At 68.5% G+C, this 23,320-nt stretch carries 19 protein-coding genes; 12 read left to right on the forward strand and 7 right to left on the reverse strand.

The window, feature by feature from the left end:
* The 8 genes from GIY56_RS11440 to folD all read left to right on the forward strand — a co-directional run bounded on the left by GIY56_RS11440 (position 1) and on the right by folD (position 9,150).
* On the forward strand, positions 1 to 1,854 hold the full coding sequence (locus GIY56_RS11440) for a protein TolA (protein WP_154764986.1): 1,854 nt from the start codon (positions 1 to 3) through the stop codon (positions 1,852 to 1,854).
* 45 nt (positions 1,855 to 1,899) lie between these two features.
* A complete protein-coding gene (tolB, locus tag GIY56_RS11445; protein WP_154764987.1) occupies positions 1,900 to 3,213 on the forward strand; it encodes a Tol-Pal system beta propeller repeat protein TolB in 1,314 nt (437 codons plus the stop codon).
* Between the two features lie 24 nt (positions 3,214 to 3,237).
* Positions 3,238 to 3,777 (forward strand): peptidoglycan-associated lipoprotein Pal, encoded by a 540-nt coding sequence (pal, locus tag GIY56_RS11450; protein WP_154764988.1) that lies wholly within the window; start codon positions 3,238 to 3,240, stop codon positions 3,775 to 3,777.
* Complete coding sequence (locus tag GIY56_RS11455; protein WP_328288522.1) at positions 3,774 to 4,679, forward strand: tol-pal system YbgF family protein; 906 nt, start codon at positions 3,774 to 3,776, stop codon at positions 4,677 to 4,679. Before pal ends, GIY56_RS11455 begins: the two co-directional genes overlap by 4 nt.
* 4 nt (positions 4,680 to 4,683) lie before the next feature.
* Positions 4,684 to 5,919, forward strand: coding sequence for a tRNA lysidine(34) synthetase TilS (gene tilS, locus GIY56_RS11460; protein ID WP_154764989.1), 1,236 nt, complete (start codon positions 4,684 to 4,686; stop codon positions 5,917 to 5,919).
* Between the two features lie 57 nt (positions 5,920 to 5,976).
* Positions 5,977 to 7,866, forward strand: coding sequence for an ATP-dependent zinc metalloprotease FtsH (ftsH, locus tag GIY56_RS11465; protein ID WP_154764990.1), 1,890 nt, complete (start codon positions 5,977 to 5,979; stop codon positions 7,864 to 7,866).
* A gap of 94 nt (positions 7,867 to 7,960) precedes the next feature.
* Positions 7,961 to 8,260, forward strand: coding sequence for a chorismate mutase (locus GIY56_RS11470; protein WP_230312454.1), 300 nt, complete (start codon positions 7,961 to 7,963; stop codon positions 8,258 to 8,260).
* A gap of 14 nt (positions 8,261 to 8,274) precedes the next feature.
* Complete coding sequence (gene folD, locus GIY56_RS11475; RefSeq protein WP_328288531.1) at positions 8,275 to 9,150, forward strand: bifunctional methylenetetrahydrofolate dehydrogenase/methenyltetrahydrofolate cyclohydrolase FolD; 876 nt, start codon at positions 8,275 to 8,277, stop codon at positions 9,148 to 9,150.
* A 314-nt stretch (positions 9,151 to 9,464) separates the two neighbouring features.
* Here the strand turns inward: folD and ruvB are convergent, their stop codons facing one another.
* The 5 genes from ruvB to dnaE form a co-directional block, all read right to left on the reverse strand.
* Positions 9,465 to 10,496, reverse strand: coding sequence for a Holliday junction branch migration DNA helicase RuvB (gene ruvB, locus GIY56_RS11480; RefSeq protein ID WP_154764991.1), 1,032 nt, complete (start codon positions 10,494 to 10,496; stop codon positions 9,465 to 9,467).
* Positions 10,493 to 11,386 carry a zinc metalloprotease HtpX gene (htpX, locus tag GIY56_RS11485; RefSeq protein ID WP_154764992.1) on the reverse strand — a complete coding sequence of 298 codons (894 nt, stop codon included), beginning with the start codon at positions 11,384 to 11,386 and terminating at the stop codon, positions 10,493 to 10,495. Before htpX ends, ruvB begins: the two co-directional genes overlap by 4 nt.
* Before the next feature lie 10 nt (positions 11,387 to 11,396).
* On the reverse strand, positions 11,397 to 12,083 hold the full coding sequence (gene ruvA, locus GIY56_RS11490; RefSeq protein WP_154764993.1) for a Holliday junction branch migration protein RuvA: 687 nt from the start codon (positions 12,081 to 12,083) through the stop codon (positions 11,397 to 11,399).
* Positions 12,080 to 12,577 (reverse strand): crossover junction endodeoxyribonuclease RuvC, encoded by a 498-nt coding sequence (gene ruvC / locus GIY56_RS11495; RefSeq protein WP_154764994.1) that lies wholly within the window; start codon positions 12,575 to 12,577, stop codon positions 12,080 to 12,082. The genes ruvA and ruvC overlap by 4 nt, the downstream gene beginning before the upstream one ends.
* A gap of 65 nt (positions 12,578 to 12,642) precedes the next feature.
* Positions 12,643 to 16,113: a DNA polymerase III subunit alpha gene (dnaE, locus tag GIY56_RS11500; RefSeq protein WP_154764995.1), complete on the reverse strand. Its 3,471-nt coding sequence runs from the start codon at positions 16,111 to 16,113 to the stop codon at positions 12,643 to 12,645.
* A gap of 97 nt (positions 16,114 to 16,210) precedes the next feature.
* Here dnaE and GIY56_RS11505 point away from each other — a divergent pair, with 97 nt between their 5' ends.
* Genes GIY56_RS11505 through GIY56_RS11520 form a run of 4 tightly spaced genes read left to right on the forward strand, consistent with a single transcriptional unit; the run spans position 16,211 to position 20,795 of the window.
* Positions 16,211 to 17,731, forward strand: a complete 1,521-nt coding sequence (locus GIY56_RS11505; protein ID WP_154764996.1) for an ABC transporter ATP-binding protein — start codon at positions 16,211 to 16,213, stop codon at positions 17,729 to 17,731.
* Complete coding sequence (locus GIY56_RS11510; RefSeq protein WP_154764997.1) at positions 17,728 to 18,804, forward strand: ABC transporter permease; 1,077 nt, start codon at positions 17,728 to 17,730, stop codon at positions 18,802 to 18,804. The genes GIY56_RS11505 and GIY56_RS11510 overlap by 4 nt, the downstream gene beginning before the upstream one ends.
* On the forward strand, positions 18,801 to 19,688 hold the full coding sequence (locus GIY56_RS11515; RefSeq protein WP_154764998.1) for an ABC transporter permease: 888 nt from the start codon (positions 18,801 to 18,803) through the stop codon (positions 19,686 to 19,688). Before GIY56_RS11510 ends, GIY56_RS11515 begins: the two co-directional genes overlap by 4 nt.
* A gap of 27 nt (positions 19,689 to 19,715) precedes the next feature.
* Complete coding sequence (locus GIY56_RS11520) at positions 19,716 to 20,795, forward strand: BMP family ABC transporter substrate-binding protein (protein WP_154764999.1); 1,080 nt, start codon at positions 19,716 to 19,718, stop codon at positions 20,793 to 20,795.
* Between the two features lie 305 nt (positions 20,796 to 21,100).
* On the opposite strand, the gene purU is transcribed toward GIY56_RS11520, so the two are convergent.
* Entirely contained in the window at positions 21,101 to 21,985 is an 885-nt protein-coding gene (gene purU, locus GIY56_RS11525; protein ID WP_154765000.1) for a formyltetrahydrofolate deformylase, read from the reverse strand.
* A 116-nt stretch (positions 21,986 to 22,101) separates the two neighbouring features.
* Positions 22,102 to 23,268 carry a M20 aminoacylase family protein gene (locus tag GIY56_RS11530; protein WP_154765001.1) on the reverse strand — a complete coding sequence of 389 codons (1,167 nt, stop codon included), beginning with the start codon at positions 23,266 to 23,268 and terminating at the stop codon, positions 22,102 to 22,104.
* Positions 23,269 to 23,320: the final 52 nt, after the last annotated feature.

Here is a 23,320-nt window from a genome sequence, read left to right on the forward strand (position 1 = left end):
ATGGAGGACCGCGAGGGCCGCATCGGGTGGTGGGTTTCGGGAACGGCGCATGGCGCGCTGATCCTGTGGGCGGTCCTGGGCGGGGTGTTCTTGCGCCCGCAGCCCTCGACCCCGCTGCGCACGACCGAGGTGGCCACCATCAGCGGCGCCGAGTTCGAGGCGCTTGCCGCCGCCTCTCGCGGCGCGGGTCCGGTGGGGCGCGATGCGACGGCGGTGGCTGCGATGCCCGCGCCTGCGGTGGACGAGGACGCCGCGCAGGCGCCCGCCGCCGCCAGCCTGCCGGATGCTGCCGAATCGGCGCAGGATCTGGCGCAGCCGGACCGGCCCGAGGCGCGGCCGGACCTGTCCGATTTCGCCCGCCCCGACCCGGTGGCGGTGGCAACCGACCTCGGCGTCCCTGCCGGAAACCAGACTGCCGATGATGCGGCGCCCCTGCCGACGGCTGATGCGGGCGCACCTGCGGCCGATGCTCGGCCCGCCCGGCCCGAGGCGCCACCTGCCGATGCCTCGGCTGCGCCCCGGTCGGAACTGGCGCTTGACCGCTCGGCCCTGCCGCGGCTTCGCCCCGAGGGTCTGGTCGAACAGCGCAACGCCCGCCTTGCCCGGCAGGCGGCCGAGCGCCAGGCCGCGGCAGAGGCCGCGCGCGCTGCCGAAGAAGCAGCGGCTGCGGCTGCGGAAGAAGCAGAGGAGCGCCGCCTGACGGCCGAGCGCGCGGCAGCCGAGGAAGCCCGCCGGGCCGAACGGGCCGCGGCGGAAGAAGCCGAACGGCAGGCGGAGGCGGAGCAACAGGCCGAGGCGGAACGGGAGGAAGCTGCCGAGCGGCGAGAGGCTGCGGCACGCCGCGAAGCCGCCGAACGCGAGGCCGAGGAGCGTCGGGAAGCCGAGGCCCAGGCCGAGGAAGAACGACGCGCGGCAGAGACCGAACGCGAGGCCGAGGAAGAACGCCGGGCAGCCGAAGCCCGCGCTGCCGAAGAAGCAGCGGAACGCGAGCGGGCCGAGGCCGAACGCCGTGAGGCCGAAGCGCAGGCGGCCGAGCGCCGCGCCGAAGAAGAACGGCAGGCGGAAGCCGAACGCGAGGCCGAGGAAGAACGCCAGGCAGCGGAAGCCCGCCAGGCCGAGGAGGAGCGCCGCGCCGCCGCCGAGGCGGCTGAACGGGAGGCCGAGGAACGCCGCGCCGCTGCCGAACGCGAAGCTGCCGAACGCGAGGCCGCAGCCGAAGCGGCGCGCCAGCAGGCCCTGGCGGATGCGCTGCGCGAGGCGCAGGACGGCAGCGCCGGGGCCGAGGGCACGGACACCGCCTCGACGGGTGACGCGGTGGGCGGCGACAGCCAGATGATCGACGGCGGGTCGGGGGCCTCGGCCGCGCAGGATCCGCTGGCGGCGGCGCTTGCGGGCGCGATGTCGGGCGGTGCGGCAACGAACGACGCGGGGACCGACGCGGGCGGGTTCGTGGAACCGATGCAGCTTGCGCCGTCACCCATCCGCCCGACGCCGCTGGAGGGCATCGACATGTCCAGCCTGTCCGAGGCGCAGCCCTTGTCGCTGGCCGAAAAGGACGCCTTCCGCACGGCCCTGCGCCAGTGCTGGAACGAAGGCGCGCTGTCGGTCGAGGCTTCGCGGATGTCGGTCTCGGTCGGCTTCAGCATGACCGCCGATGGCAGGCCCATCGAGACCAGCCTGCGGATCGCCGATTACCGCGGCGGATCGGAAGGCGGCGCCCGGCACGCCTTCGAGGTCGCGCGGCGGGCGATCATGATGTGCGGCGGCGCGGGCTTTCCCCTGCCCATGGACAAATACGGCCGTTGGCGCGATGTGGTGGTCGAGTTTCGCCCCGACGGGATCGGATTTGACTGACGCCGGGCCAAGGCCCGGCCCGGTCGCAAGGATGATGAGGACCTGATGCTTCGGACGTTGACTTTGACCCTGTCGATGGCGCTTGCCGCCGCAATGGTGCCCGCCCTGCCCGCCCTGGCGCAGGACGGTCCCCTGAAGATCGAGATCACCGACGGCGTGACCGAGCCGATGGCCATCGCCATCCCGGCCTTTCACGGCGATGCCGCCGTCGCCCAGCAGATCCGCGACGTGGTGGCCGCCGACCTGACCGGCACCGGCCTGTTCCGGGAAATCGGGGCGCAGGTCGCGGGCGCCGGCAGCTTTGGCGAGGCCATCGCCTATGAGGATTGGCGTGCGGTCAGCGCGCAGGCGCTGGTGTCTGCCGAGGTGACGCAGGCGGGTGACGCGATCAGCGTCAAGTTCCGGCTGTATGACGTTTACGCGGGCCAGGCGCAGGGCGACGGGATGCAGTTCGACGCCCGCGCCAGCGACTGGCGGCGGGCCGCGCACAAGATCGCCGACCAGATCTATGCCCGCCTGACCGGGGAACAGCCCTATTTCGACAGCCGCGTGGCCTTTGTCCAGGAAACCGGGCCGAAGGACGCGCGGATCAAGCGCATCGGCGTGATGGATTACGACGGCCAGAACATCCTGTGGATGACCGACAGTTCGTCGCTGGTGCTGGCGCCGCAGTTTTCCCGCGACGGGCGGCGGCTGGTTTACACCAGCTTCGACAGCGGCTTCCCGCAGATCCGGGTGATGGAGGTGGCGACCGTCACGTCCCGCGCGCTGACGCAGGACGGAAACAGCATGGCGTTCTCGCCGCGCTTCAGCCCGGACGGGCGCTGGATCGCCTATTCCCGCGAACAGGGCGGCAACACCGACATCTGGCTGATGGACGCGGCATCGGGCGCGCAGCGTCCGCTGGTGCAGTCGCCCGCCATCGACACCGCGCCCAGCTTCAGCCCCGACGGGCAGCGGATCGTGTTCGAATCCGACCGCTCGGGCAGTCCGCAGCTGTATATCGTGGGCGTGAACGGGGGCGAGCCGACCCGGATCAGCTTTGGCGAGGGGCGCTATGGTTCGCCCGCCTGGTCGCCCAAGGGCGACCTGATCGCCTTCGCCAAGCAGGTGGGCGAGCGGTTCCACATCGCCACCATGCGCACCGACGGTTCGGCCGAAAAGACCCTGACCGAATCTTTTCTTGACGAGTCCCCCACCTGGGCACCCAATGGCCGCGTGGTGATGTTCACGCGGGTGGCGCCGGGCGGCAACGGCCAGCCGCGCCTGCATTCGGTGGACATCACCGGGCGCAACATGCGACCGCTGAGCCTTGACTTTGCCGCCTCGGATCCCTCTTGGGGTCCCTTGATGCCCTGAAGCCCGCGCCGGAAGGATAACCCGATGATCGTCTGGAAGAAACCCGTTGCCGCCGCCCTGCTGCTGACCCTGGCCGCCTGCGCGCAGCCCGCGCCGCCGGTCACCCAGGCGGCGGTCGTGGACCCTTATGCCGCGGCGGGGGGCGGGGCGCTGTATCAGGGCGATCTGGCCGGCGGCACCCTGGGGGCCGAGGCGACGGCGCAGTACTTCAACGACACCGTTGGCAACACCGTCCTGTTCGCGGCGAACCAGACCGCCCTGACCGCCGAGGCGCGCGGCATCCTGGCGCGGCAGGCGCAATGGCTGAACACGCATACGAACTTCAACGCCGTGGTCCAGGGCCATGCCGAGGAAACGGGGACCCGCGAATACAACCTGGCGCTTGGCGCGCGGCGTGCCAGCGCGGTGCAGGAATACCTGATCGCCCAGGGCGTCGGAACGGACCGGATCCGCACGCTGAGCTTCGGCAAGGAACGCCCGCGCGCCGTTTGTTCGGACGAGGGCTGCTATGCCCAGAACCGCCGCGTCGTGACCGTGGTCAGCGCCACGGGGGCCGGATCGTGATCGCCCGGGCCATCGCCGCTGCCGCCCTGGCCGTGGCGGTGGCATTGCCCGCCTTTGCCGAGGAACCGACGCTGGCCGACCTGCGGGCGGACCTGACGGATCTGCGCGGCCAGTTGCAGACGCTGCGGTCGGAACTTGTCGCCTCGGGCGCGGCGGGCTTCCAGGCGGCGGGCGGGGATACGGCCATCGACCGCATGAACGCCATGGAACAGCGGCTGGCCCGGCTGACCGACCGGACCGAGCAGCTGGGCAACCGCATCGACCGGATCGTGGCCGACGGCAGCCGCCGCATCGCCGATCTGGAATTCCGCCTGTGCGAGATGGACGAAGGCTGCGACCTGGCGGCCTTGACCATGCAGGATCTGGGCCGCAGCGGCAGTCCCGTCCCGAACCTCGGTCCGGCCACCCCGCAGGCCGGCGGCAGCGCAAAGCCGGTGGCCGCAGGCGAACAGGCCGGTTTCGACGCGGCCCAGCAGGTCATGGCCGGCGGAGACTTCCGCCGCGCCGCCGCCATGTTCGGGGCGCTGGCCGAAACCTATGCGGGCGGCGCGCTGACCGCCGAGGCGCTGTTCCTGCGCGGCGCGGCGCTGGACAGCGCGGGCGACACCAAGGGCGCGGCGGCGGCCTGGCTGGAGGGGTTCGCCGCCGCTCCCGATGGGCCGCGCGCCGCCGAAAGCCTGCTGGGCCTTGCCCGCGTCATCGCGGATGACGGGGACCCGACCGCGGCCTGCCTGTATCTGGCCGAGATCCCCGCGCGCTTTCCGGGCACCCCCCCTGCCGCCGAGGCCGAGACGCGGCTGAGCCGCCTTGCCTGCAGCAGCAACGATCTGGGGCTGGCCGCCGAAGGCGCGGCGGATCCCGAGGCCCTCGAACCCGAGGCCGATCTGGCCGAACCCCGATAAGCCCATGACCCTGCCTGCCGCCGATCCCGCCTTTTGCATCCATGCCGCGCTGGACCGGCTGGCCGCCGACATGCCCGCGCTTGGCGTCGCCGTGTCGGGGGGCGGCGATTCGGTGGCGCTGATGCACATGGCGGCGGACTGGTCACGCGGGCGCAGGATCATGGTGGCGACCGTCGATCACGGGTTGCGTCCCGAAAGCGCGGCCGAGGCGCGGCAGGTCGCCCGCGCCGCCCGAGCGCTTGGCCTGCCCCATGCCACCCTGCTGTGGCAGCGCGGGACCGAGACCGGGAACCTGATGGCCAACGCGCGCGACGCGCGGTTGCGACTGCTGGCCGGATGGGCGCAGCGCAACGGCTTGCCCGCCGTCCTGCTGGGCCACACGGCCGATGACCAGGCGGAAACGCTGCTGATGCGGCTGGCGCGCGGATCGGGGATCGACGGGCTGGCCTCGATGGCGGAATGGCGCGACCGCTTCGGCATCCGCTGGCTGCGCCCCATGCTGGGCGCCGGGCGCCAGGATCTGCGCGACTGGCTGGCCGCGCGCGGCATCGCCTGGGCCGACGACCCCAGCAACGAGAACGAGGATTTCGACCGCATCCGCATCCGCAAGGCCATTGCCTCGGTCGGCCTGGACATTTCCGCGCTGGCGCGTGCGGCCAATCACATCGGGGAAGCGCGCGACGCATTGTCGCACTATGCCGCCCATGCGGCGCGCGACGTGGCCATCCACGACGGCAGCCTGACCCTGCTGCGCCGCGCCTATGGGGACGCCCCGCCCGAGATTCGCCGGCGGCTGATCGTCGCGGCCTGCCGCTGGATCACCGGCGCCGACTATCCGCCGCGCCGCAATACCGTGCTGCACGCGCTGAATTCGATCGCGACCGGCCACCGCGTCACCCTGGACGGCACCCTGATCGAACCCGCAGGCGACCGGATCCGCCTGTTTCGAGAGGCTGCCGCGGCCTTGCGCGCCCCCCACAGCCAGGGCGAGATCTGGGACAATCGCTGGAAGATCAGCGGCTTGAAGCCCGGCCAGCATGTCGCGGCCCTTGGCATGGGGGAAGTGGCGCGCGTCAAGTGGCGCTTGTCGGGCCTTGGCCGGGACGAGGCCGCCGCCTCGCCCGCCGTGTGGGAAGGGGACCGGCTGGTCGCCGCGCCGCTGGTCGCGCGGGCAGCCCCCTACGAGGTGCGGCCCCTGCGCAGTGCCGCAGATTTCCACAGGCTGGTAATGGCGCATTGAACACGCGCCGATAATCCCTATTTTCAGTTCAAACCGCTTTTCGCCGGAGGTCCCGCTTTGGGCAACGCACGAAACCTCGCCTTCTGGGTCGTCCTGTTCCTGATGATCCTGGCGCTGTTCAATCTGTTCAGCGACGGCGCGACGACCATGAACAGCCGGCAGATCAGCTATTCGGATTTCATCCAACGCGTCGATAATGACCAGGTTTCCGCCGTCACCATCGACGGCGAGGAACTGGCGATCACCGGCACCGACGGCAACCAGTATGCCACCATCCGCCCGCAGGGCGAGGACATCTCGGACCGCCTGATTGCCAAGAACGTCGATGTGAAGGTCGTCCGCCAGCAGCAGTCGGGCTTCATGTCCCTGCTGGGCGTCTGGCTGCCCTTCATCCTGCTGATCGGCGTCTGGATCTTCTTCATGAACCGGATGCAGGGCGGCGGCAAAGGCGGGGCCATGGGCTTTGGCAAGTCGCGCGCCAAATTGCTGACCGAAAAGCATGGTCGGGTGACATTCGACGACGTGGCGGGCATCGACGAGGCCAAGGAAGAACTGGAAGAAATCGTCGAATTCCTGCGCAATCCGCAGAAATTCAGCCGCCTGGGCGGCAAGATTCCGAAAGGCGCGCTGCTGGTCGGCCCTCCGGGCACGGGCAAGACCCTGCTGGCCCGCGCCATCGCGGGCGAGGCGGGCGTGCCCTTCTTCACCATCTCGGGTTCGGACTTCGTGGAAATGTTCGTGGGCGTCGGTGCGTCCCGTGTCCGCGACATGTTCGAGCAGGCCAAGAAATCCGCCCCCTGCATCGTCTTCATCGACGAGATCGACGCCGTGGGCCGCGCCCGTGGCGTGGGCATCGGCGGCGGCAACGACGAACGCGAACAGACCCTGAACCAGTTGCTGGTGGAAATGGACGGGTTCGAGGCCAACGAGGGCATCATCATCGTCGCCGCCACCAACCGCCGCGACGTTCTGGACCCTGCCCTGCTGCGTCCCGGCCGCTTCGACCGCCAGATCCATGTCCCGAACCCCGACATCAAGGGACGCGAGAAGATTCTGTCTGTCCATGCCCGCAAGGTGCCGGTCGGTCCCGACGTGGACCTGCGAATCATCGCGCGCGGCACGCCCGGTTTCTCTGGCGCGGACCTGATGAACCTGGTGAACGAGGCCGCCCTGACGGCCGCCCGCATCGGCCGGCGCTTCGTCAGCATGGAAGACTTCGAGAATGCCAAGGACAAGGTCATGCTGGGCGTCGAACGCCGCAGCATGGTCCTGACGCCCGAGCAGAAGGAAAAGACCGCCTATCACGAGGCGGGCCACGCGGTCGTGGGCCTGTCGCTGCCCAAGTGCGACCCCGTGTACAAGGCCACGATCATCCCGCGCGGCGGCGCGTTGGGGATGGTGGTGTCCCTGCCCGAGATGGACCGCCTGAACTTTCACAAGGACGAGGCCAAGCAGAAGCTGACCATGACCATGGCCGGCAAGGCCGCCGAGATCATCAAGTATGGCGAGGAAGGCGTGTCGAACGGCCCCGCCGGCGACATCCAGCAGGCCAGCGCCCTGGCCCGCGCGATGGTGATGCGGTGGGGCATGTCCGACAAGGTCGGCAACATCGACTATGCCGAGGCGCACGAGGGTTACAACGGCTCGACCGGCGGCTTCTCGATCTCGGCCGCGACCAAGGAGCTGATCGAACAGGAAGTCCGCGACCTGATCGAGGAAGCCTATCAGGAAGCCCGCCGCATCCTTCTGGAAAAGTCCGAGGAATTCGAGCGGATGGCCAAGGGCCTTCTGGAATACGAAACCCTGACGGGAGAGGAGATCGGCAAGATCCTTCGGGGCGAGGCCCTTGGCGGGGACGACGACACGCCGGGCAGCCTGATCCCCTCGGTCACGGCGATCCCCAAGGCGGGCAAGCCCGCCCCCGGCGGCGACCCCGCCCCGGCATGACACGGAACGACCCCGGCCCTCGCGCCGGGGTTTCTCTTTGGTCTTGCACCGCCGTGCCGCCCGGTGCATCCCCCTGCCAGCAATGGAGGGTCCGATGCAGATCGACGACATCCCGGACATGGCGACGCTGCGCGCCCATATTGATGCGCTGGACGAACGGCTGGTGGGCCTTCTGGCGCAGCGCCACGCCCTGATCGCCCAGGCGGCCCGCATCAAGAAACGCATCGGCCTGCCCGCCCGGATCGACGACCGGGTCGAGGAAGTGGTCGCAAATGCGGGCCGTCACGCCGCATCGCGCGGGCTGGACCGGGCGCTGATCGAGAATATCTGGCGGCAACTGGTCGAAGCCGCCATTGCGCAGGAAGACCGCTATCTGAACGGAGACCGCCCGTGACCGCATCCCTGCCCATCACCGCGAAACTGATCGACGGCAAGGCCTTTGCCGCCCACCTGCGCGCCCGCATTGGGACGGAAGTGGCGGCGATGAAGGCCCAGGGCATCACCCCCGGCCTGGCCGTGGTGCTGGTGGGCGAGGATCCCGCCAGCCAGGTCTATGTCCGGTCCAAGGGCCGCATGACGCGCGAAGTCGGCATGAATTCCCTTGAACACCGCTTGCCCGCCGACACGCCGCAAGCCGACCTGCTGGCGCTGATCGACCGGCTGAACGCCGACCCCGCGGTCAACGGCATCCTGGTGCAACTGCCCCTGCCCCGGCACATGGACGAAGCGGCCGTGATCAACGCCATCGACCCCGCCAAGGACGTGGACGGGTTCCACATCCTGAATGTCGGACGGCTGGCGACAGGCCAGAAGGCGATGGTGCCCTGCACGCCCCTGGGCTGCCTGATGCTGCTGCGCGCCCATCTGGGAGACCTGTCGGGCAAGAACGCCCTGGTGATCGGGCGCAGCAATATCGTGGGCAAGCCCATGGCCCAGCTTCTGCTGCGCGACAGCGCGACGGTAACGGTGGCCCATTCCCGGACCGCGAACCTGCCCGCGTTGTGCCGCCAAGCCGACATCGTGGTGGCCGCCGTGGGACGCGCGCGCTTCGTGCAGGGCGACTGGATCAAGCCGGGCGCAGTGGTGATCGACGTGGGCATCAACCGCACCGACGACGGGCTTGTGGGCGATGTCGATTTCGATTCTGCTGCCCCTGTCGCGGGCGCGATCACCCCGGTGCCGGGCGGCGTCGGCCCGATGACCATCGCCTGCCTGCTGGCGAACACCTTGACCGCGACAGCGCGTGCCAATGGCCTGCCCGATCCCAAAGGGCTGACGCCTTGAGGCCAAAGCCGGGGGTTTTGCACCCCCAGCCTGCCGCAAGGCGGCAGGCGTTCGCCGCTGAAAAAGGTCCACTGGACCTTTTTCCGGGCGCGGCTCACCCCGCGGGATATTTGTTGTCCAAAGCAGGACACTTTACCATTTCTCAACCATTTGGCGGCATTCTGATCTTACGGTACAGGCGGGGACGCCGATGACCGTGTCCGAAGCGGGCGCCCCATCCTCTCGCAGGATGGGGCGTTCCTCGTTCCTGCATTGGACCCCAAATATCCCGGGGGAGTCGCGCATGGCGCGACGGGGGCAGCGCCCCCTGCCCGCTAGCCGTCGAACAAGGTCGCCTGGATTGGCACGGTGGGCGCCGCCAGCCCCAGATGCCGCCAGGCGCCCGCCGTCAACTGCCGCCCGCGCGGGGTCCGCGCGATCAGGCCTTGTTGCAGCAGGTAAGGCTCGATCACTTCCTCGATCGCGTCGCGGCTTTCGGACAGGGCCGCTGACAGGGTTTCCACCCCCACCGGCCCGCCGCCGTAATGCTCGGCCATCTGCATGAGATAACGCCGATCGGCCCCGTCCAGGCCCAGGTCGTCCACGCCAAGCCGAGTCAGCGCGGTATCCGCGATTTCCCGCGTCAACCGCCCGTCGCCCTCGACCAGGGCGAAATCCACGACGCGGCGCAGCAAGCGCCCCGCGATCCGGGGCGTGCCGCGCGCGCGGCGGGCGATCTCGCGCGTGCCTTCGGGTTCGGCCTGGATCCCCATCAGCCGCGCGCCGCGCTGCACGATCAGGTCCAGTTCGGGGATGGTATAGAACTCCAGCCGCGTCGGGATGCCGAAGCGATCACGCAGGGGCGTGGTCAGCAGGCCGAGGCGCGTCGTCGCACCCACAAGGGTGAAGGGCTGCAATTCGATCCGCACGGTTCGCGCCGCCGGGCCTTCGCCGATCACCAGATCCAGCTCGAAATCCTCCAGCGCGGGATAGAGGATCTCCTCGACCGCGGGGTTCATGCGGTGGATCTCGTCGATGAACAGCACGTCGCGGGCTTCCAGGTTGGTCAGGATCGCCGCCAGATCGCCTGCCCGCGCCAGCACCGGGCCGGATGTCATCCGAAAGTTCACGCCCAGTTCGCGCGCCATGATCTGCGCCAGCGTGGTCTTGCCCAGGCCGGGGGGGCCGAAGAACAGCGTGTGGTCCATCGCCTTGCCGCGCATCTTGGCGCTTTCGATAAAGACGCGCAGGTTGGCGCGCGCCTCGGCTTGGCCCACGAATTCGGACAGCATCTGCGGGCGCAGGGCGCGGTCCTCGGATTCGCCGTCCATGGGTTCCGGGCGCAGGGTCGGGTCTGGCTGGATCATCCGCGCCCCCAGGGTCCGCCGCGCCCGCTGCGCGGGATGGGCGAGGGGCGTTCGCGGGCGCCGCCACCCATCGCTATCAGCCGGGCGATCCGATCCTCGGTCGCGGGATGGGTGGCGAACAGGCGGTCCATGCGCAGCCCGTTCAGCGGGTTGACGATGAACATCGACGCCGCCGCAGGATTGCGTTCCGCGGGAATGTTCAGGGTCCGCCCCGCCATCTGCGAAATCTTCGCCAGCGCCGAGGCCAGCGCCTGCGGCTGGCCGCAGATCTGCGCACCCGTTGCATCCGCCTCGAATTCGCGGGCGCGGGAAATCGCCATCTGCACCATCATCGCGGCCAGGGGCGCGAAGATCATCGCCAGGATCGCGCCGAGGCCGCCGCCCCGGTCGTCGCGCCCGCCGGTGAACAGCATCATGTTGCCCATCATGGCAATGGCCCCCGCCATGGTCGCGGTAACGGTCATGGTCAGCGTGTCGCGGTGCTTGATATGGGCCAGTTCATGGGCGATCACCCCCGCGATCTCGTCGCGCGACAGGGTGCGGACGAGGCCCTGCGTCACCGCAACCGCGGAATTTTCGGGATTGCGACCGGTGGCGAAGGCATTGGGCTGTTCGGTCGGCAGCAGATACAGTTTCGGCATCGGCAGGTCGGCCCGCCGTGCCAGCTCGGCAGTCAGCGCATAGAGATCGCCGCCCTGGCTGGGCGACAGTTCCACCGCGCCCTGCTGGCGCAGCACCATCTTATCGCTGTTCCACCAGGAAAAGACGTTCATGCCGCCCGCCAGCAGCAGCGCGATCACCGCGCCGCCCTGCCCGCCCAGCATCCAGCCCAACGCCATAACCAGGGCGGTCATGGCGGCCATCAGGATGAAGACCTTCGCGTTGCCCATCGCTATCCCCTTACTCTTTCGGCGCCAGCAGTCGCAGCGCCGCGCGGATCAACGCGGGGGTTTGGGCGGTCGGTTCCCGCGCCTGCGCCTCGGCCACGGCCTGCGCGGCCTCAGAGGCAGCATAGCCGAGATTCGACAGCGCGGACAGCGCGTCGGACGTGGCGCGGGCGGCCAGCATGGCATCCGACGGCGCGGCGGGCCGGGCGGCGGGGACATCGGCGGTGTCGATGACGGCATCGGTTTCGACCAGCGGGACGCCCATGTCCACGCTCAGCGTCGCGCCAAGCGCCATGATCGAGGGCGCCTTGTCCTTCAATTCCAGCACCACGCGCTGCGCCAGCTTCGGTCCCACCCCGTTGGCCTTGCGGACGGATGCCCAATCGCCAAGCGCGATGGCGCGGCCCAACCCTTCTGGCCCCAGGGTGCCCAGGATCGCCAGCGAGACCTTGGCCCCCACCCCCTGCACGCCCGTCAGCAGCCGGTGCCATTCCTTTTCCAGCATCGACGGAAAGCCGAACAGTTGCAGCAGATCCTCGCGCACCATCAGGTCGGTGTAAAGCGCGACGGCCTGGCCTACCGGCGGCAGGCCGGCGGCGGTGCGGTCGCTGACATGGACGACATAGCCCACGCCGCGCACGTCGATCAGCACGTGGTCCCGCGCCCGGTGCAGGATGATTCCGGCGATGCGCCCGATCATGCCGACCGTTCCACGACGCGCAAGGCACGGCCTTGCAGGTGGCGGGCATGGCAGATGGCGATGGCCAGCGCGTCCGCCGCGTCGGCGCTGTCGAAGGTGACGCCGGGAAGCTGGACCTTGACCATGTGCTGGACCTGTTCCTTGCCCGCGTGTCCTACGCCCACCACGGTCTTCTTGACCGCGTTCGGGGCGTATTCGCCGACCGTCAGCCCGGCCTCGGCCGGGGCCAGCAGGGCGATGCCGCGCGCCTGGCCCAGCTTCAGCGTGCCGACCGCGTCCTTGTTGACGAAGGTCTGCTCCACCGCCGCCGCGTCGGGCGAATGCGCCGCGATCACGGCGCAGAGGCCGCGATACAGTTGCGACAGCCGCGCGGCCAGGTCGCCCTCGGTCGTCTGGATCACGCCGTTCGCCACATGGCGCAGGCGCGACCCTTCGACCAGGATCACGCCCCAACCCATGTTCCTCAATCCGGGGTCGATGCCCAGAACCTTCATGCCCGCCTCTTTTCCGTTTTCAAAGGACTAGCACGAAAGGCGAACATCTGCCTAGGGGACAATCCTTATTCCTCGACCACGTCCAGCACGCCCGGAACCGCGCGCAAGGCCTGGCGCGCCGGGGTGGTCAGGGGGGCGTCGTTTGCGACCTCGATCTCGATCACCTGATCGCCTTCGCGGATGCGCAGCAGGACCGGGCCGCGCGAGCGCGCGGGGACGGTGATCTCGGTGCGGATGCGGGCTAGGGTTTCGGCCAGGCGGGGGATGGTGTCGCTGCCCTGCATTTCCACCGCCAGGCAGCCCGCGCCCGCGTCGGCCACCACCTCGTCCATGGTGGCGACCGAGTTCGCCAGCATCTTCACCCCGTCGCTCGAAGGTTCGACCTTGACCTGCAGCACGACGTTCTGCCCCGGTTCCAGCCGGTCGCGGAATGCGGTCAGCAGGTCGGAAAACACCGTGACCTCGTACAGCCCGGTTGGGTCGGACAGGCTGACGAAGGCGTAAGGCGTGCCCTTGGCGGACTTGCGTTCCATCCGCGCGGCGACCGTGCCTGCGATGCTGGCGACCAAGGGACCGCCCAGGGCCTCCTGGCTAATCTCGGCCAGGGTCTGGACCTTCTTGCGCTTGAGCGCGGGCAGGTAGTCGTCCAGCGGATGCCCGGACAGGTAGAAGCCCACGGCCTTGTGCTCCTCGGCCAGCTTTTCGGTGGGCAGCCAGATGCCGGTGATGGGCGGGCGGGGCGGCGGCAGATCCTCGCCCCCGCCAAACAGCGATGTCTGGCTGGACGCCGCCTGTTCCTGCACCGCCGCCGACCAGGCGCACAGCGCGTCCAGCCCCTTGACCACGCGGGCGCGGTTGTCGTCCAGAACGTCGAAGGCGCCCGCGCGGGCCAGCATCTCCAACGGGCGCTTGCCCACGCGCTTCATGTCCACGCGGCGGGCAAGGTCGTGGATGTCGCGGAAGGGCCGGTCGCCGCGCGCATCGTGGATCAGCTTCATCGCCTCGATACCGACGCCCTTGAGCGCGCCCAAGGCGTAGTGGATGCGGCCCTCGCCCACGCTGAAGGTGGGGGCGGACCGGTTGACGCAGGGCGGCACGATGGCGATCCCCATGCGGTCGCATTCGCGCTTGTAGATCGCCAGCTTGTCGGTCAGGTGGATGTCGCAGTTCATCACCGCGGCCATGAATTCGACCGGATGGTTCGCCTTGAGCCAGGCCGTCTGATAGCTGACCACGGCATAGGCCGCCGCGTGGGACTTGTTGAAGCCGTAGTTGGCGAACTTTTCCAGCAGGTCGAAGACCTCGCCCGCCTTCTTGGGGTCCACGCCGTTGGCTACCGCGCCATCGACGAACTTCGGGCGTTCCTTGGCCATCTCGCTGGCGATCTTCTTGCCCATCGCGCGCCGCAGCAGGTCGGCGCCGCCAAGGCTGTATCCCGCCATGACCTGGGCGATCTGCATCACCTGTTCCTGATAAACGATGATGCCCTGGGTTTCGGCCAGGATGTGGTCGATCGACGGGTGGATGGATTCCAGCTTGCGCAGCCCGTTCTTGACCTCGCAATAGGTCGGGATGTTCTCCATCGGGCCAGGGCGATACAGCGCCACAAGCGCCACGATATCCTCGATGCAGGTGGGGCGCATCCGGCGCAGGGCGTCCATCATGCCGCTGGATTCCACCTGGAACACCGCGACCGTGCGGGCCGAGGCGAACAGGTCGTATGTGGCCTTGTCGTCCAGCGGGATCAGGTTGATCTGGTTTTCCGTGCCGGGCGTCGGATCGTAAAGCTTGCGTCCGTCGGCGGCGACATGCAGCGGGCGGCCCTGCCCGTTGATCAGCTCGACCGCGTTCTGGATCACCGTCAGGGTCTTGAGGCCCAGGAAGTCGAACTTGACCAGGCCGGCCACTTCGACCCATTTCATGTTGAACTGCGTGGCCGGCATGTCCGAGGCCGGATCGCGATACAGCGGCACCAGCCGGTCCAGAGGCCGGTCCCCGATCACCACGCCCGCCGCATGGGTGGAGGCGTTGCGGTAAAGGCCCTCAAGCTGCTCCGCATAGTCCAGCAGGCGCTTGACGACCTCCTCCTTGGCGGCTTCGCGCAGGCGCGGCTCGTCGGCGCGGGCCTTGGCGATGCTGACGGGCTTGACGCCTTCCAGCGGGATCATCTTGGACAGGCGGTCCACCTGCCCGAAGGGCATCTGCAAGACGCGGCCCACGTCGCGCACGGCGGCCTTGGACAGCAGCGCGCCGAAGGTGATGATCTGGCCCACCTTTTCCGCGCCGTAGCGGCCCTGGACGTAACGGATCACCTCCTCGCGCCGGTCCATGCAGAAGTCGATGTCGAAGTCGGGCATGGACACGCGTTCCGGGTTCAGGAAACGCTCGAACAGCAGGTTGTAGCGCAGGGGATCCAGATCCGTGATGGTCAGCGCATAGGCCACCAGCGACCCCGCGCCCGACCCCCGCCCCGGTCCCACGGGGATGCCGTGGTCCTTGGCCCATTTGATGAAATCGGCCACGATCAGGAAGTAACCCGGAAAGCCCATCTGCTCGATGATGCCCAGCTCGAAGTCCAGGCGGGCGTGGTATTCCTCGACGGAAACGGCATGGGGGATGACGCGCAGCCGCGCCTCAAGTCCCGCGCGGGCCTGGCGGCGCAGTTCCTCGACCTCGTCATCGGCGAATTTGGGCAGGATCGGGGCGTGCTTCTTGACCGCGAAGGCGCAACGGCGGGCGATCTCGACGGTGTTGTCCAGCGCCTCGGGCAGGTCGGCGAACAGGACGGCCATTTCCTCGGCCGACTTGAAGTAATGCTGCGGCGTCAGGCGGCGGCGGGGTTGGGACTGGTCCACATAGGCCTTTTCCGCGATGCAGATCAGGGCGTCATGGGCCTCGAACATCGACGCCTTGGGGAAATAGACATCGTTCGTGGCGACCAGCGGCAGGGATTTCGCATAGGCCAGGTCGATCAGCCCCCCTTCGGACGCGGCTTCGGCAGGCATCAAGGCGCCGTTCTCGCCCGGATGGCGCTGCAATTCGACGTAAAGCCGCTGGGGAAAGGCGGCAGCCAGCCGGTCGGCCAGGGCGTCGGCCTTGTCGCGCTGGCCTTGGGCGATCAGGCAGCCCAAGGGGCCGGTCGCCCCGCCGGTCAGGCAGATCAACCCCTCGGCATGGGCGAGGAGTTCGTCCACCGTGACATGCAACGGCGCGCCGCCGTCGCGCAGGTAAAGGCAGGTGGACAGCGCCATCAGGTTCAGCCAGCCTGCCTGATTCTGCGCCAGCAGGACCACCGGTCCCGTGGCGCCGTCCTGCAGCGTCATCTGGCAGCCGATGATCGGCTGGACGCCCTTGTCCATGGCCTTGACGCTGAATTCCAGGGCCGCGAACATCGCGTTGGTGTCGGTCAGCGCCACGGCGGGCATCCCGGCATCCGCCGCAAGACCGGGCAGCTTGCCCACGGGAATGGCGCCTTCCAGCAACGAATGCTCGGAATGTGTGCGAAGATGGATGAATCGGGGGGTTTTTGCAGCCATGATCAGACATCTATCGCAACCTGCCGAAACAGCGCAATTGCCCCCGGCGTCACTTGCGCGATAAGCAGGCGGAAGGATTTGACCAAGGGGACAAGGTTTGACCGACGCGGCAGTTTTCCGGGCCAGGGGGATCGGCAAATCCTATCCCGGCGTCCGCGCCAACGACGACGTGTCCTTTGCCGTGGACCCGGGCGAGATCCACGCACTGCTGGGCGAGAACGGCGCGGGCAAATCGACGCTGGTCAAGATGATCTATGGCCTGGTTCGCCCCGACGACGGGCACATGGAACTGAACGGCCAGCCGCACCAGCCAACCGACCCCCGCGCCGCGCGGGCGGCGGGCGTGGCGATGGTGTTCCAGCATTTTTCGCTGTTCGACGCGCTGACGGTCGCGGAAAACATCGCGCTCGGGATGGAGAACCCGCCGCCGCAGCGCGCCTTGTCCGCCCGTATCGCGCAGGTCAGCCAGGACTTCGGCCTGCCGCTGAACCCCGCGCGCCGGGTCGTCACCCTGTCCGCGGGCGAACGCCAGCGGGTCGAGATCATCCGCTGCCTGTTGCAGAACCCGCGCCTGCTGATCATGGACGAACCCACCAGCGTCCTGACCCCGCAAGAGGCCGAACTGCTGTTCGCCACCCTGCGCAAGCTGGCGGATGGGGGGACCGCGATCCTCTATATCAGCCACAAGCTGGAAGAAATCCGCACCCATTGCGACCGCGCCACGATCCTGCGCGGCGGCCGCGTGGTGGACAGTTGCGACCCGCGCGCCCATTCCGCCCGGACGCTCGCCGCGATGATGGTGGGCGGGGAAATGCGCGCCATCGACCGCAGCGGACGCCAGGCGGGCGAGGTCCTGTTGCAGGTCCGCGCCCTGACGCAAGCGGCACCCACGGCCGAGGGCACGGCGCTGAAAGGCGTCACCCTGACCCTGCGCGCGGGCGAGATCCTGGGCATCGGCGGCGTCGCCGGGAACGGGCAGGACGAATTGCTGGCCGCGCTTTCGGGCGAGATCCGCGGCGCGTCCGGCACGATCCTGCTGGAAGGCGCGGACCTGTCCCGCCTTGGCCCCGAGGCGCGCCGCGCAGCCGGGCTGCTGGCCGCGCCCGAGGATCGGCTGGGCCATGCCGCCGTCCCGGATTTCAGCCTGGCCGACAACACGCTGCTGACGGCGGGCGCGCGCAAGGGCCTGGTTCGCAAGGGCCTGATCGACCACCCCGCCGCTCGCGCCTTTGCCGCCGACATCATCCGCGCCTTCGACGTGCGCACCCCCGGTTCCGGCACCGCCGCAAAGGCGCTGTCGGGCGGCAACCTGCAGAAATTCGTCATCGGGCGCGAGGTGATGCAGGCCCCCCGCGTGCTGGTGGTGAACCAGCCGACTTGGGGCGTCGATGCGGGCGCGGCCTCTGCCGTGCGCCAGTCGCTGCTGGATCTGGCGCGGCAGGGCGCGGGCGTCATCGTGATTTCTCAGGACCTGGACGAACTCTTGGAACTCTCCGACCGCTTTTGCGCGCTGAACGAAGGCCGCCTGTCCGATCCCGTCCCGACCGCAGGCTTGAGCCTGGACCAGATCGGCCTGATGCTGGGCGGCGCGCACGGGATGGAGGTGGCCCACCTATGATCCGCCTTGTCCCCCGCTCTGAGGCTGCCCCCCTGTTGCAGATCGCCACGCCCGTCCTGGCGGTGCTGGCGACGATGATCGCGGGCGGCATCCTGTTCGCCATCATGGGCTATGACCCCGTGGCGGCGATCCGCACGATCTTCTGGGATCCGCTGTTCGGCCCCGCTGCCGGTTATTCCCGCCCGCAACTGCTGGTCAAGGCCGCGCCCCTGATCCTGATTGCCTCGGGCCTTGCCGTGGGCTTTCGCGCGGGCATCTGGAACATCGGGGCCGAGGGGCAATACATCATCGGCGCGATCTGCGGCGCGGCCGTGGCGCTGGCCGCCTATCCCGCGCCCGAAATGTGGATCTTTCCCGCCATGGTGGTCGCGGGCGCGGCGGGCGGTTGGGCTTGGGGCATGATCCCGGCGCTGCTGCGCAACCGGTTCGGCGCGTCCGAGATCCTCGTGTCGCTGATGCTGGTCTATGTCGCGCAGCGCATTGCCGCCTGGATGGCCTTCGGCCCGATGCGCAACCCCGAAGGATTCGGGATGCCCGGATCGCGCAACCTGCAACAATACCCGGCGGCCGCGAACCCCGAGCTGATCCCCGGCACCGGCGCGCATTGGGGCGTGGTCGCCGCCGCCCTGGCCGTGCTGGCGACCTGGTTCCTGATGTCGCGCCATATCCGCGGCTTTCACATCCGCGCGGCTGGCCTTGCCCCCCGCGCGGCTCGTTTCGCAGGCGTAAAGCCGGAAACCCTGGTGGCCTTCTGCCTGGGCCTGTCGAGCGCGCTGGCGGGCATGGCGGGCCTGTTCGAGGTCGCAGGCCCTGCAGGCCAGATCACCGACACCGTGGGCGTGGGCTATGGCTTCACCGCGATCATCGTGGCCTTCCTGGGCCGGCTGCATCCCGTGGGCATCCTGCTGGCAGGCCTCTTGCTGGCGCTGACCTATATCGGGGGCGAACTGGCGCAACTGACGCTGAACCTGCCCGCCGCGACCGTGCAGGTGTTCCAGGGGATGCTGCTGTTCTTCCTGCTGGGCTTCGACCTGCTGACCCGGTTCCGCATCGCCCGAAGGATCACGGCATGATCGACCTCTTCGCCCTGTTCCTGATGCTGCTGTCGGCATCGACCCCCATCCTGTTCGCCGCCCTGGGCGAGCTGGTCACTGAGCGCGCAGGCGTCCTGAACCTGGGGGTCGAGGGGATGATGATCGTGGGCGCCCTGGCCGGTTTCGCCGCCGCCCATCACACGGGCAATCCGTTCCTGGGCTTTGCCGCTGCTGCCCTGGCGGGTGCGCTGATCGCCCTGCCTTTCGCGGCCCTGACGCAGTTCCTGCTGGCGAACCAGGTCGCGTCGGGCCTGGCGCTGACGCTGTTCGGCCTGGGCCTCGCCGCGCTGTTCGGCAAGCCCATGGAGGGCGTCAAAGCCCCCGCCATGTCGCCCGGACCCCTGGGCCTCAACTGGATCGTCTGGCTGGGGCTGCTGATGGTCCCCACGATCTGGTGGTTCCTGAACCGGTCCCGCGCGGGCCTGATCCTGCGCGGCGTGGGAGAGAACCACGACGCGGCCCATGCCCTTGGCTACGACGTGCGCCGCGTGCGCATCGCGGCCATCGCCTTTGGCGGGGCCATGGCGGGCGTGGGCGGGGCCTTCATCTCGATCGCCACGGTGCTGCAATGGACCGAGGGCATGACGGCGGGCGCGGGCTGGATCGCCCTGGCCATCGTGGTCTTCTCGAACTGGACCGCGCCGGGGGTTCTGGCGGGGGCGTGGCTGTTCGGCGGCGTCACCGTGCTGCAACTCCGCCTGCAGGCGGCGGGCGTGCGGGTGCCGGTGCAGCTTCTGTCCATGGCGCCCTATCTGGCGACGATCATCGTGCTGGTGGCGATCTCCGCCCGGCAGAAATACAGCCGCCGCGCGGGCGGCACCGCGCCCGGATCGCTGGGCCAGGATTTTCATGCCCTGCGCTGACGCGCGGGGCCAATCAGAGAGGACCGAATGAACCGCAGACAGCTTATCGCCAGCGTCGCCGCCCTGACGACGATCAGCCTTGCCGCGCCTACTTGGGCGCAGGACGAGCCGCTGAAGGTCGGCTTCATCTATGTCGGCCCCGTGGGCGACGGCGGCTGGACCTATCAGCACGACCTGGCCCGCAAGGCGGTCGAGGCCGAGTTCGGCGACCGCGTCGAAACCACCTTCATCGAAAGCGTGCCCGAGGGGGCGGATGCCGAACGTGCCATCACCCAGCTGGCGCTGGCCGGCAACAAGCTGATCTTCACGACCAGCTTCGGCTTCATGGACGCCACGGTCAACGTCGCGAAGAAATTCCCCAACGTGAAGTTCGAGCACGCCACCGGCTACAAGCGCGCCGATAACGTCGCCACCTATGACGCGCGCTTCTATGAAGGCCGCGCGGTGATCGGCACCATCGCGGGCCGGATGACCAAGTCGAACAAGATCGGCTATATCGGGTCCTTCCCCATCCCCGAGGTGATCCAGGGCATCAACAGCAGCTTCATCCACGCCCGCAAGGTGAACCCGGACGTGGAAATGCGCGTCGTCTGGGCCTATAGCTGGTTCGACCCCGCGAAAGAGGCCGACGCGGCCGCCGCCCTGCTGGCCGAAGGCGTGGACGTGATCCTGCAACACACCGATTCGACCGCCCCTCTGGCCAAGGCGCAGGAAGCCGGCGCCATCGGCTTTGGCCAGGCCAGCGACATGGCGGCCTTCGCGCCTTCGCCGCGTGTGTCCTCGATCATCGACAACTGGGCGCCCTATTACATCAAGCGGGTGGGCCAGGTTCTGGACGGCAGCTGGACCTCCGAGGCCACCTGGGCCGGCATCGGCGACGGCGAGGTCGTGATCGGAGAGATCACCGAGGCCGTTCCTGCCGAGGTGAAGGCCGAGGCCGAGGCGCTCCGCGACAAGATCGGCGCGGGCGAATACCACCCCTTCACCGGCCCGCTGAACAAGGCCGATGGCTCGGTCTGGCTGGCCGAGGGGCAGGTGGCGACCGACAAGGAACTGTCGGGCATGAACTTCTTTGTCGAGGGCATCACGGCCACGATTCCGAAGTAGAAATCAAGAAGGGGGGCGCTGCCCCCCGTCCCCGATGGGGACTCCCCCCGGGATATTTAGGCCAAGGCAAAACCATGACACCCCGCTTCCGCAAGGAAACGGGGCGCTTTGCCTTGGACGGTCATCGGCGTCCCCGCCTGTACCGTGAGCCTGTCTTGCCAGGTGAAAGTTAAGAAAAGGTTTCGGCCTTTGCCTTGGCGTCAAATATCCTGCGGGGTGAGGAGCGCCCGGAAGAAGGTCCAGTGGACCTTTTCCAGCGACGAACGCGCGTCAGCGCGGCAGGGGGCGCAAAGCCCCCCTTTTCGTCAGCCCATCCGCTCGCTGGCATAGCTGCCGGGCGAGGGCGGGAAGACCACGGTCTTGTCGCCGTTCAGGAACACCCGGCCATGGATATGGGCATGGACGGCGCGAGCCAGCACCTGCGCCTCGACATCGCGGCCAAGGGATACATAGTCGCCGGGCGATTGCGCATGGGTCACGCGCACGGTGTCCTGTTCGATGATCGGGCCTTCGTCCAGGTCGGCGGTGACGTAATGGCTGGTCGCGCCGATCAGCTTGACCCCGCGCTCGTATGCCTGCTTGTAGGGGTTGGCGCCCTTGAAGGACGGCAGGAAGGAATGGTGGATGTTGATGATCCGGCCCGACATGGCTTGGCACATCTCGTCCGACAGGACCTGCATGTAGCGCGCCAGCACGATCAGTTCCGCGCCGCTGTCGCGGACGATGCGCATCTGTTCGGCCTCGGCCTGCGCCTTGTTTTCCTTGGTCACGTTGACGCAGTAATAAGGCAGGTCGTGGTTCACGACGACCTTCTGGTAATCCATGTGGTTGGAAATCACCGCCACGATGTCGATGGGCAGCGCGCCGATCCGCCAGCGGTACAGCAAATCGTTCAGGCAATGCCCGAACCGGCTGACCATGATGACGACCTTCTTTTTCACCGCGTCGTCGCTGAAATCCGCCTCCATCCCGAAACGCTCGGCGATGGGGGCGATGCCCCCCTGCAACGTCTCCAGCGTCGCCCCGCCTTCGGACCGGAAGCTGACGCGCATGAAGAAGCGGCCGGTTTCCGTGTCGTCGAACTGCGCGCTGTCGGTGATGTTGCAGTCGTGCCCCGCCAGATAGCCCGAGATCGCGGCCACGATCCCGCGGGTCGAGGCACAGGTGACGCGCAGCGTATAGCTTTTCATGGGGGGTCCGCTTCCTTGGCTGTCCGGTGACGGCATTTCGGACGATTGCGGCGCAATGGCAATCGCATTTCCGACACCGCCGGGGGCTGGCGCGACATCCCCCGGCGGCAAGAGGGTCAGGCGGCGGGCATCCGTGCCTCGACCATGCCGGCATACCAGCTGGACCCCGCCGGGATCGCGTCGTCGTTGAAGTTGTAGGCCGGGTGGTGGACCATCGCCGTGTCGCCGTTGCCCACGAAGATATATGCACCGGGACGTTCGTTCAGCATGTAGCTGAAATCCTCGCCCCCCATCATCGGCTGCATGTCCAGGTTCACCTCGCCCGCGATGTCGCGCGCCACGTCCGCCGCCCAGACGGTCGCCTGGTCGTCGTTCATCGTGACCGGATAGCCGCGCTGGTAATCGACCTGGGCCGTGGCGCCCATGGCGGCGGCGATGTTGGTGGCGACGCGGGTGATGCCGTCCTGCAGCTGGTCGCGCACGCCCGCGTCCAGGCTGCGGGCGGTGCCCTTCAGCTTCACGACCTGGGGGATCACGTTGTGCGCGGTCGAATCGGTGGACACGACGCAGACGGACACCACCGCGTTCTTCAGCGGGTCGATGTTGCGCGACACGACCGATTGCAGCGCGACGATGATCTGGGCGGCGGTCAGCGTGGTGTCGATGCATTCGTGGGGCTTGGCCGCGTGCCCGCCCTTGCCGGTCACGATGATGTCGAACTGGTCGGCCGCCGCCATCATCGGGCCGGGCTTGATCGAGAAGCTGCCCACCGGCATCCCCGGCATGTTGTGCATCCCGTAGAATTCCTGGATGTTCCAGCGGCTGACCAGCCCGTCGCGGACCATGGCGTCGCCGCCGCCGCCGCCTTCTTCGGCCGGCTGGAAGATCACCACGGCGGTGCCATCAAAGTTGCGCGTCTCGGCCAGGTATCTGGCCGCGCCCAGCAGCATCGCGGTATGGCCGTCATGGCCGCAGGCGTGCATCTTGCCCGGGGTCTTGGAGGCATAGTCCAGGCCCGTCTGCTCGATGATCGGCAGGGCGTCCATGTCGGCGCGCAGCCCGATCACGCGGCCCTGGGTGTCGGACTTGCCCTTGATGACGCCGACCACGCCGGTCTGGCCCACGCCTTCCACCACCTCGTCGCAGCCGAAACCGCGCAGCAATTCGGCCACCCGGCCTGCCGTGCGGTGGACATCGTACAGCAGTTCGGGATGTTCGTGGAAATCGCGGCGCCAAGCGGTGATTTCGGGCAGAAGTTCGGCAAAGCGGTTCTTGACGGGCATGGTTCATCTCCTTCGCGGCGACAGGGTGAACCCTTTGTGCAGGCTGTGCAAG

The organism is Paracoccus lichenicola, assembly GCF_009708075.1.
Classification (GTDB): domain Bacteria; phylum Pseudomonadota; class Alphaproteobacteria; order Rhodobacterales; family Rhodobacteraceae; genus Paracoccus; species Paracoccus lichenicola.

What these genes read in the sequence shown, in the direction of transcription:
- GIY56_RS11440 (WP_154764986.1), top strand. Translation starts at nt 1, where the DNA reads ATGGAGGACCGCGAGGGCCGCATCGGGTGGTGGGTTTCGGGAACGGCG.
- tolB (WP_154764987.1), top strand. Translation starts at nt 1,900, where the DNA reads ATGCTTCGGACGTTGACTTTGACCCTGTCGATGGCGCTTGCCGCCGCA.
- pal (WP_154764988.1), top strand. Translation starts at nt 3,238, where the DNA reads ATGATCGTCTGGAAGAAACCCGTTGCCGCCGCCCTGCTGCTGACCCTG.
- tilS (WP_154764989.1), top strand. Translation starts at nt 4,684, where the DNA reads ATGACCCTGCCTGCCGCCGATCCCGCCTTTTGCATCCATGCCGCGCTG.
- GIY56_RS11470 (WP_230312454.1), top strand. Translation starts at nt 7,961, where the DNA reads ATGCAGATCGACGACATCCCGGACATGGCGACGCTGCGCGCCCATATT.
- ruvB (WP_154764991.1), bottom strand. Translation starts at nt 10,496, where the DNA reads ATGATCCAGCCAGACCCGACCCTGCGCCCGGAACCCATGGACGGCGAA.
- htpX (WP_154764992.1), bottom strand. Translation starts at nt 11,386, where the DNA reads ATGGGCAACGCGAAGGTCTTCATCCTGATGGCCGCCATGACCGCCCTG.
- ruvA (WP_154764993.1), bottom strand. Translation starts at nt 12,083, where the DNA reads ATGATCGGGCGCATCGCCGGAATCATCCTGCACCGGGCGCGGGACCAC.
- ruvC (WP_154764994.1), bottom strand. Translation starts at nt 12,577, where the DNA reads ATGAAGGTTCTGGGCATCGACCCCGGATTGAGGAACATGGGTTGGGGC.
- dnaE (WP_154764995.1), bottom strand. Translation starts at nt 16,113, where the DNA reads ATGGCTGCAAAAACCCCCCGATTCATCCATCTTCGCACACATTCCGAG.
- GIY56_RS11510 (WP_154764997.1), top strand. Translation starts at nt 17,728, where the DNA reads ATGATCCGCCTTGTCCCCCGCTCTGAGGCTGCCCCCCTGTTGCAGATC.
- GIY56_RS11515 (WP_154764998.1), top strand. Translation starts at nt 18,801, where the DNA reads ATGATCGACCTCTTCGCCCTGTTCCTGATGCTGCTGTCGGCATCGACC.
- GIY56_RS11520 (WP_154764999.1), top strand. Translation starts at nt 19,716, where the DNA reads ATGAACCGCAGACAGCTTATCGCCAGCGTCGCCGCCCTGACGACGATC.
- purU (WP_154765000.1), bottom strand. Translation starts at nt 21,985, where the DNA reads ATGAAAAGCTATACGCTGCGCGTCACCTGTGCCTCGACCCGCGGGATC.
- GIY56_RS11530 (WP_154765001.1), bottom strand. Translation starts at nt 23,268, where the DNA reads ATGCCCGTCAAGAACCGCTTTGCCGAACTTCTGCCCGAAATCACCGCT.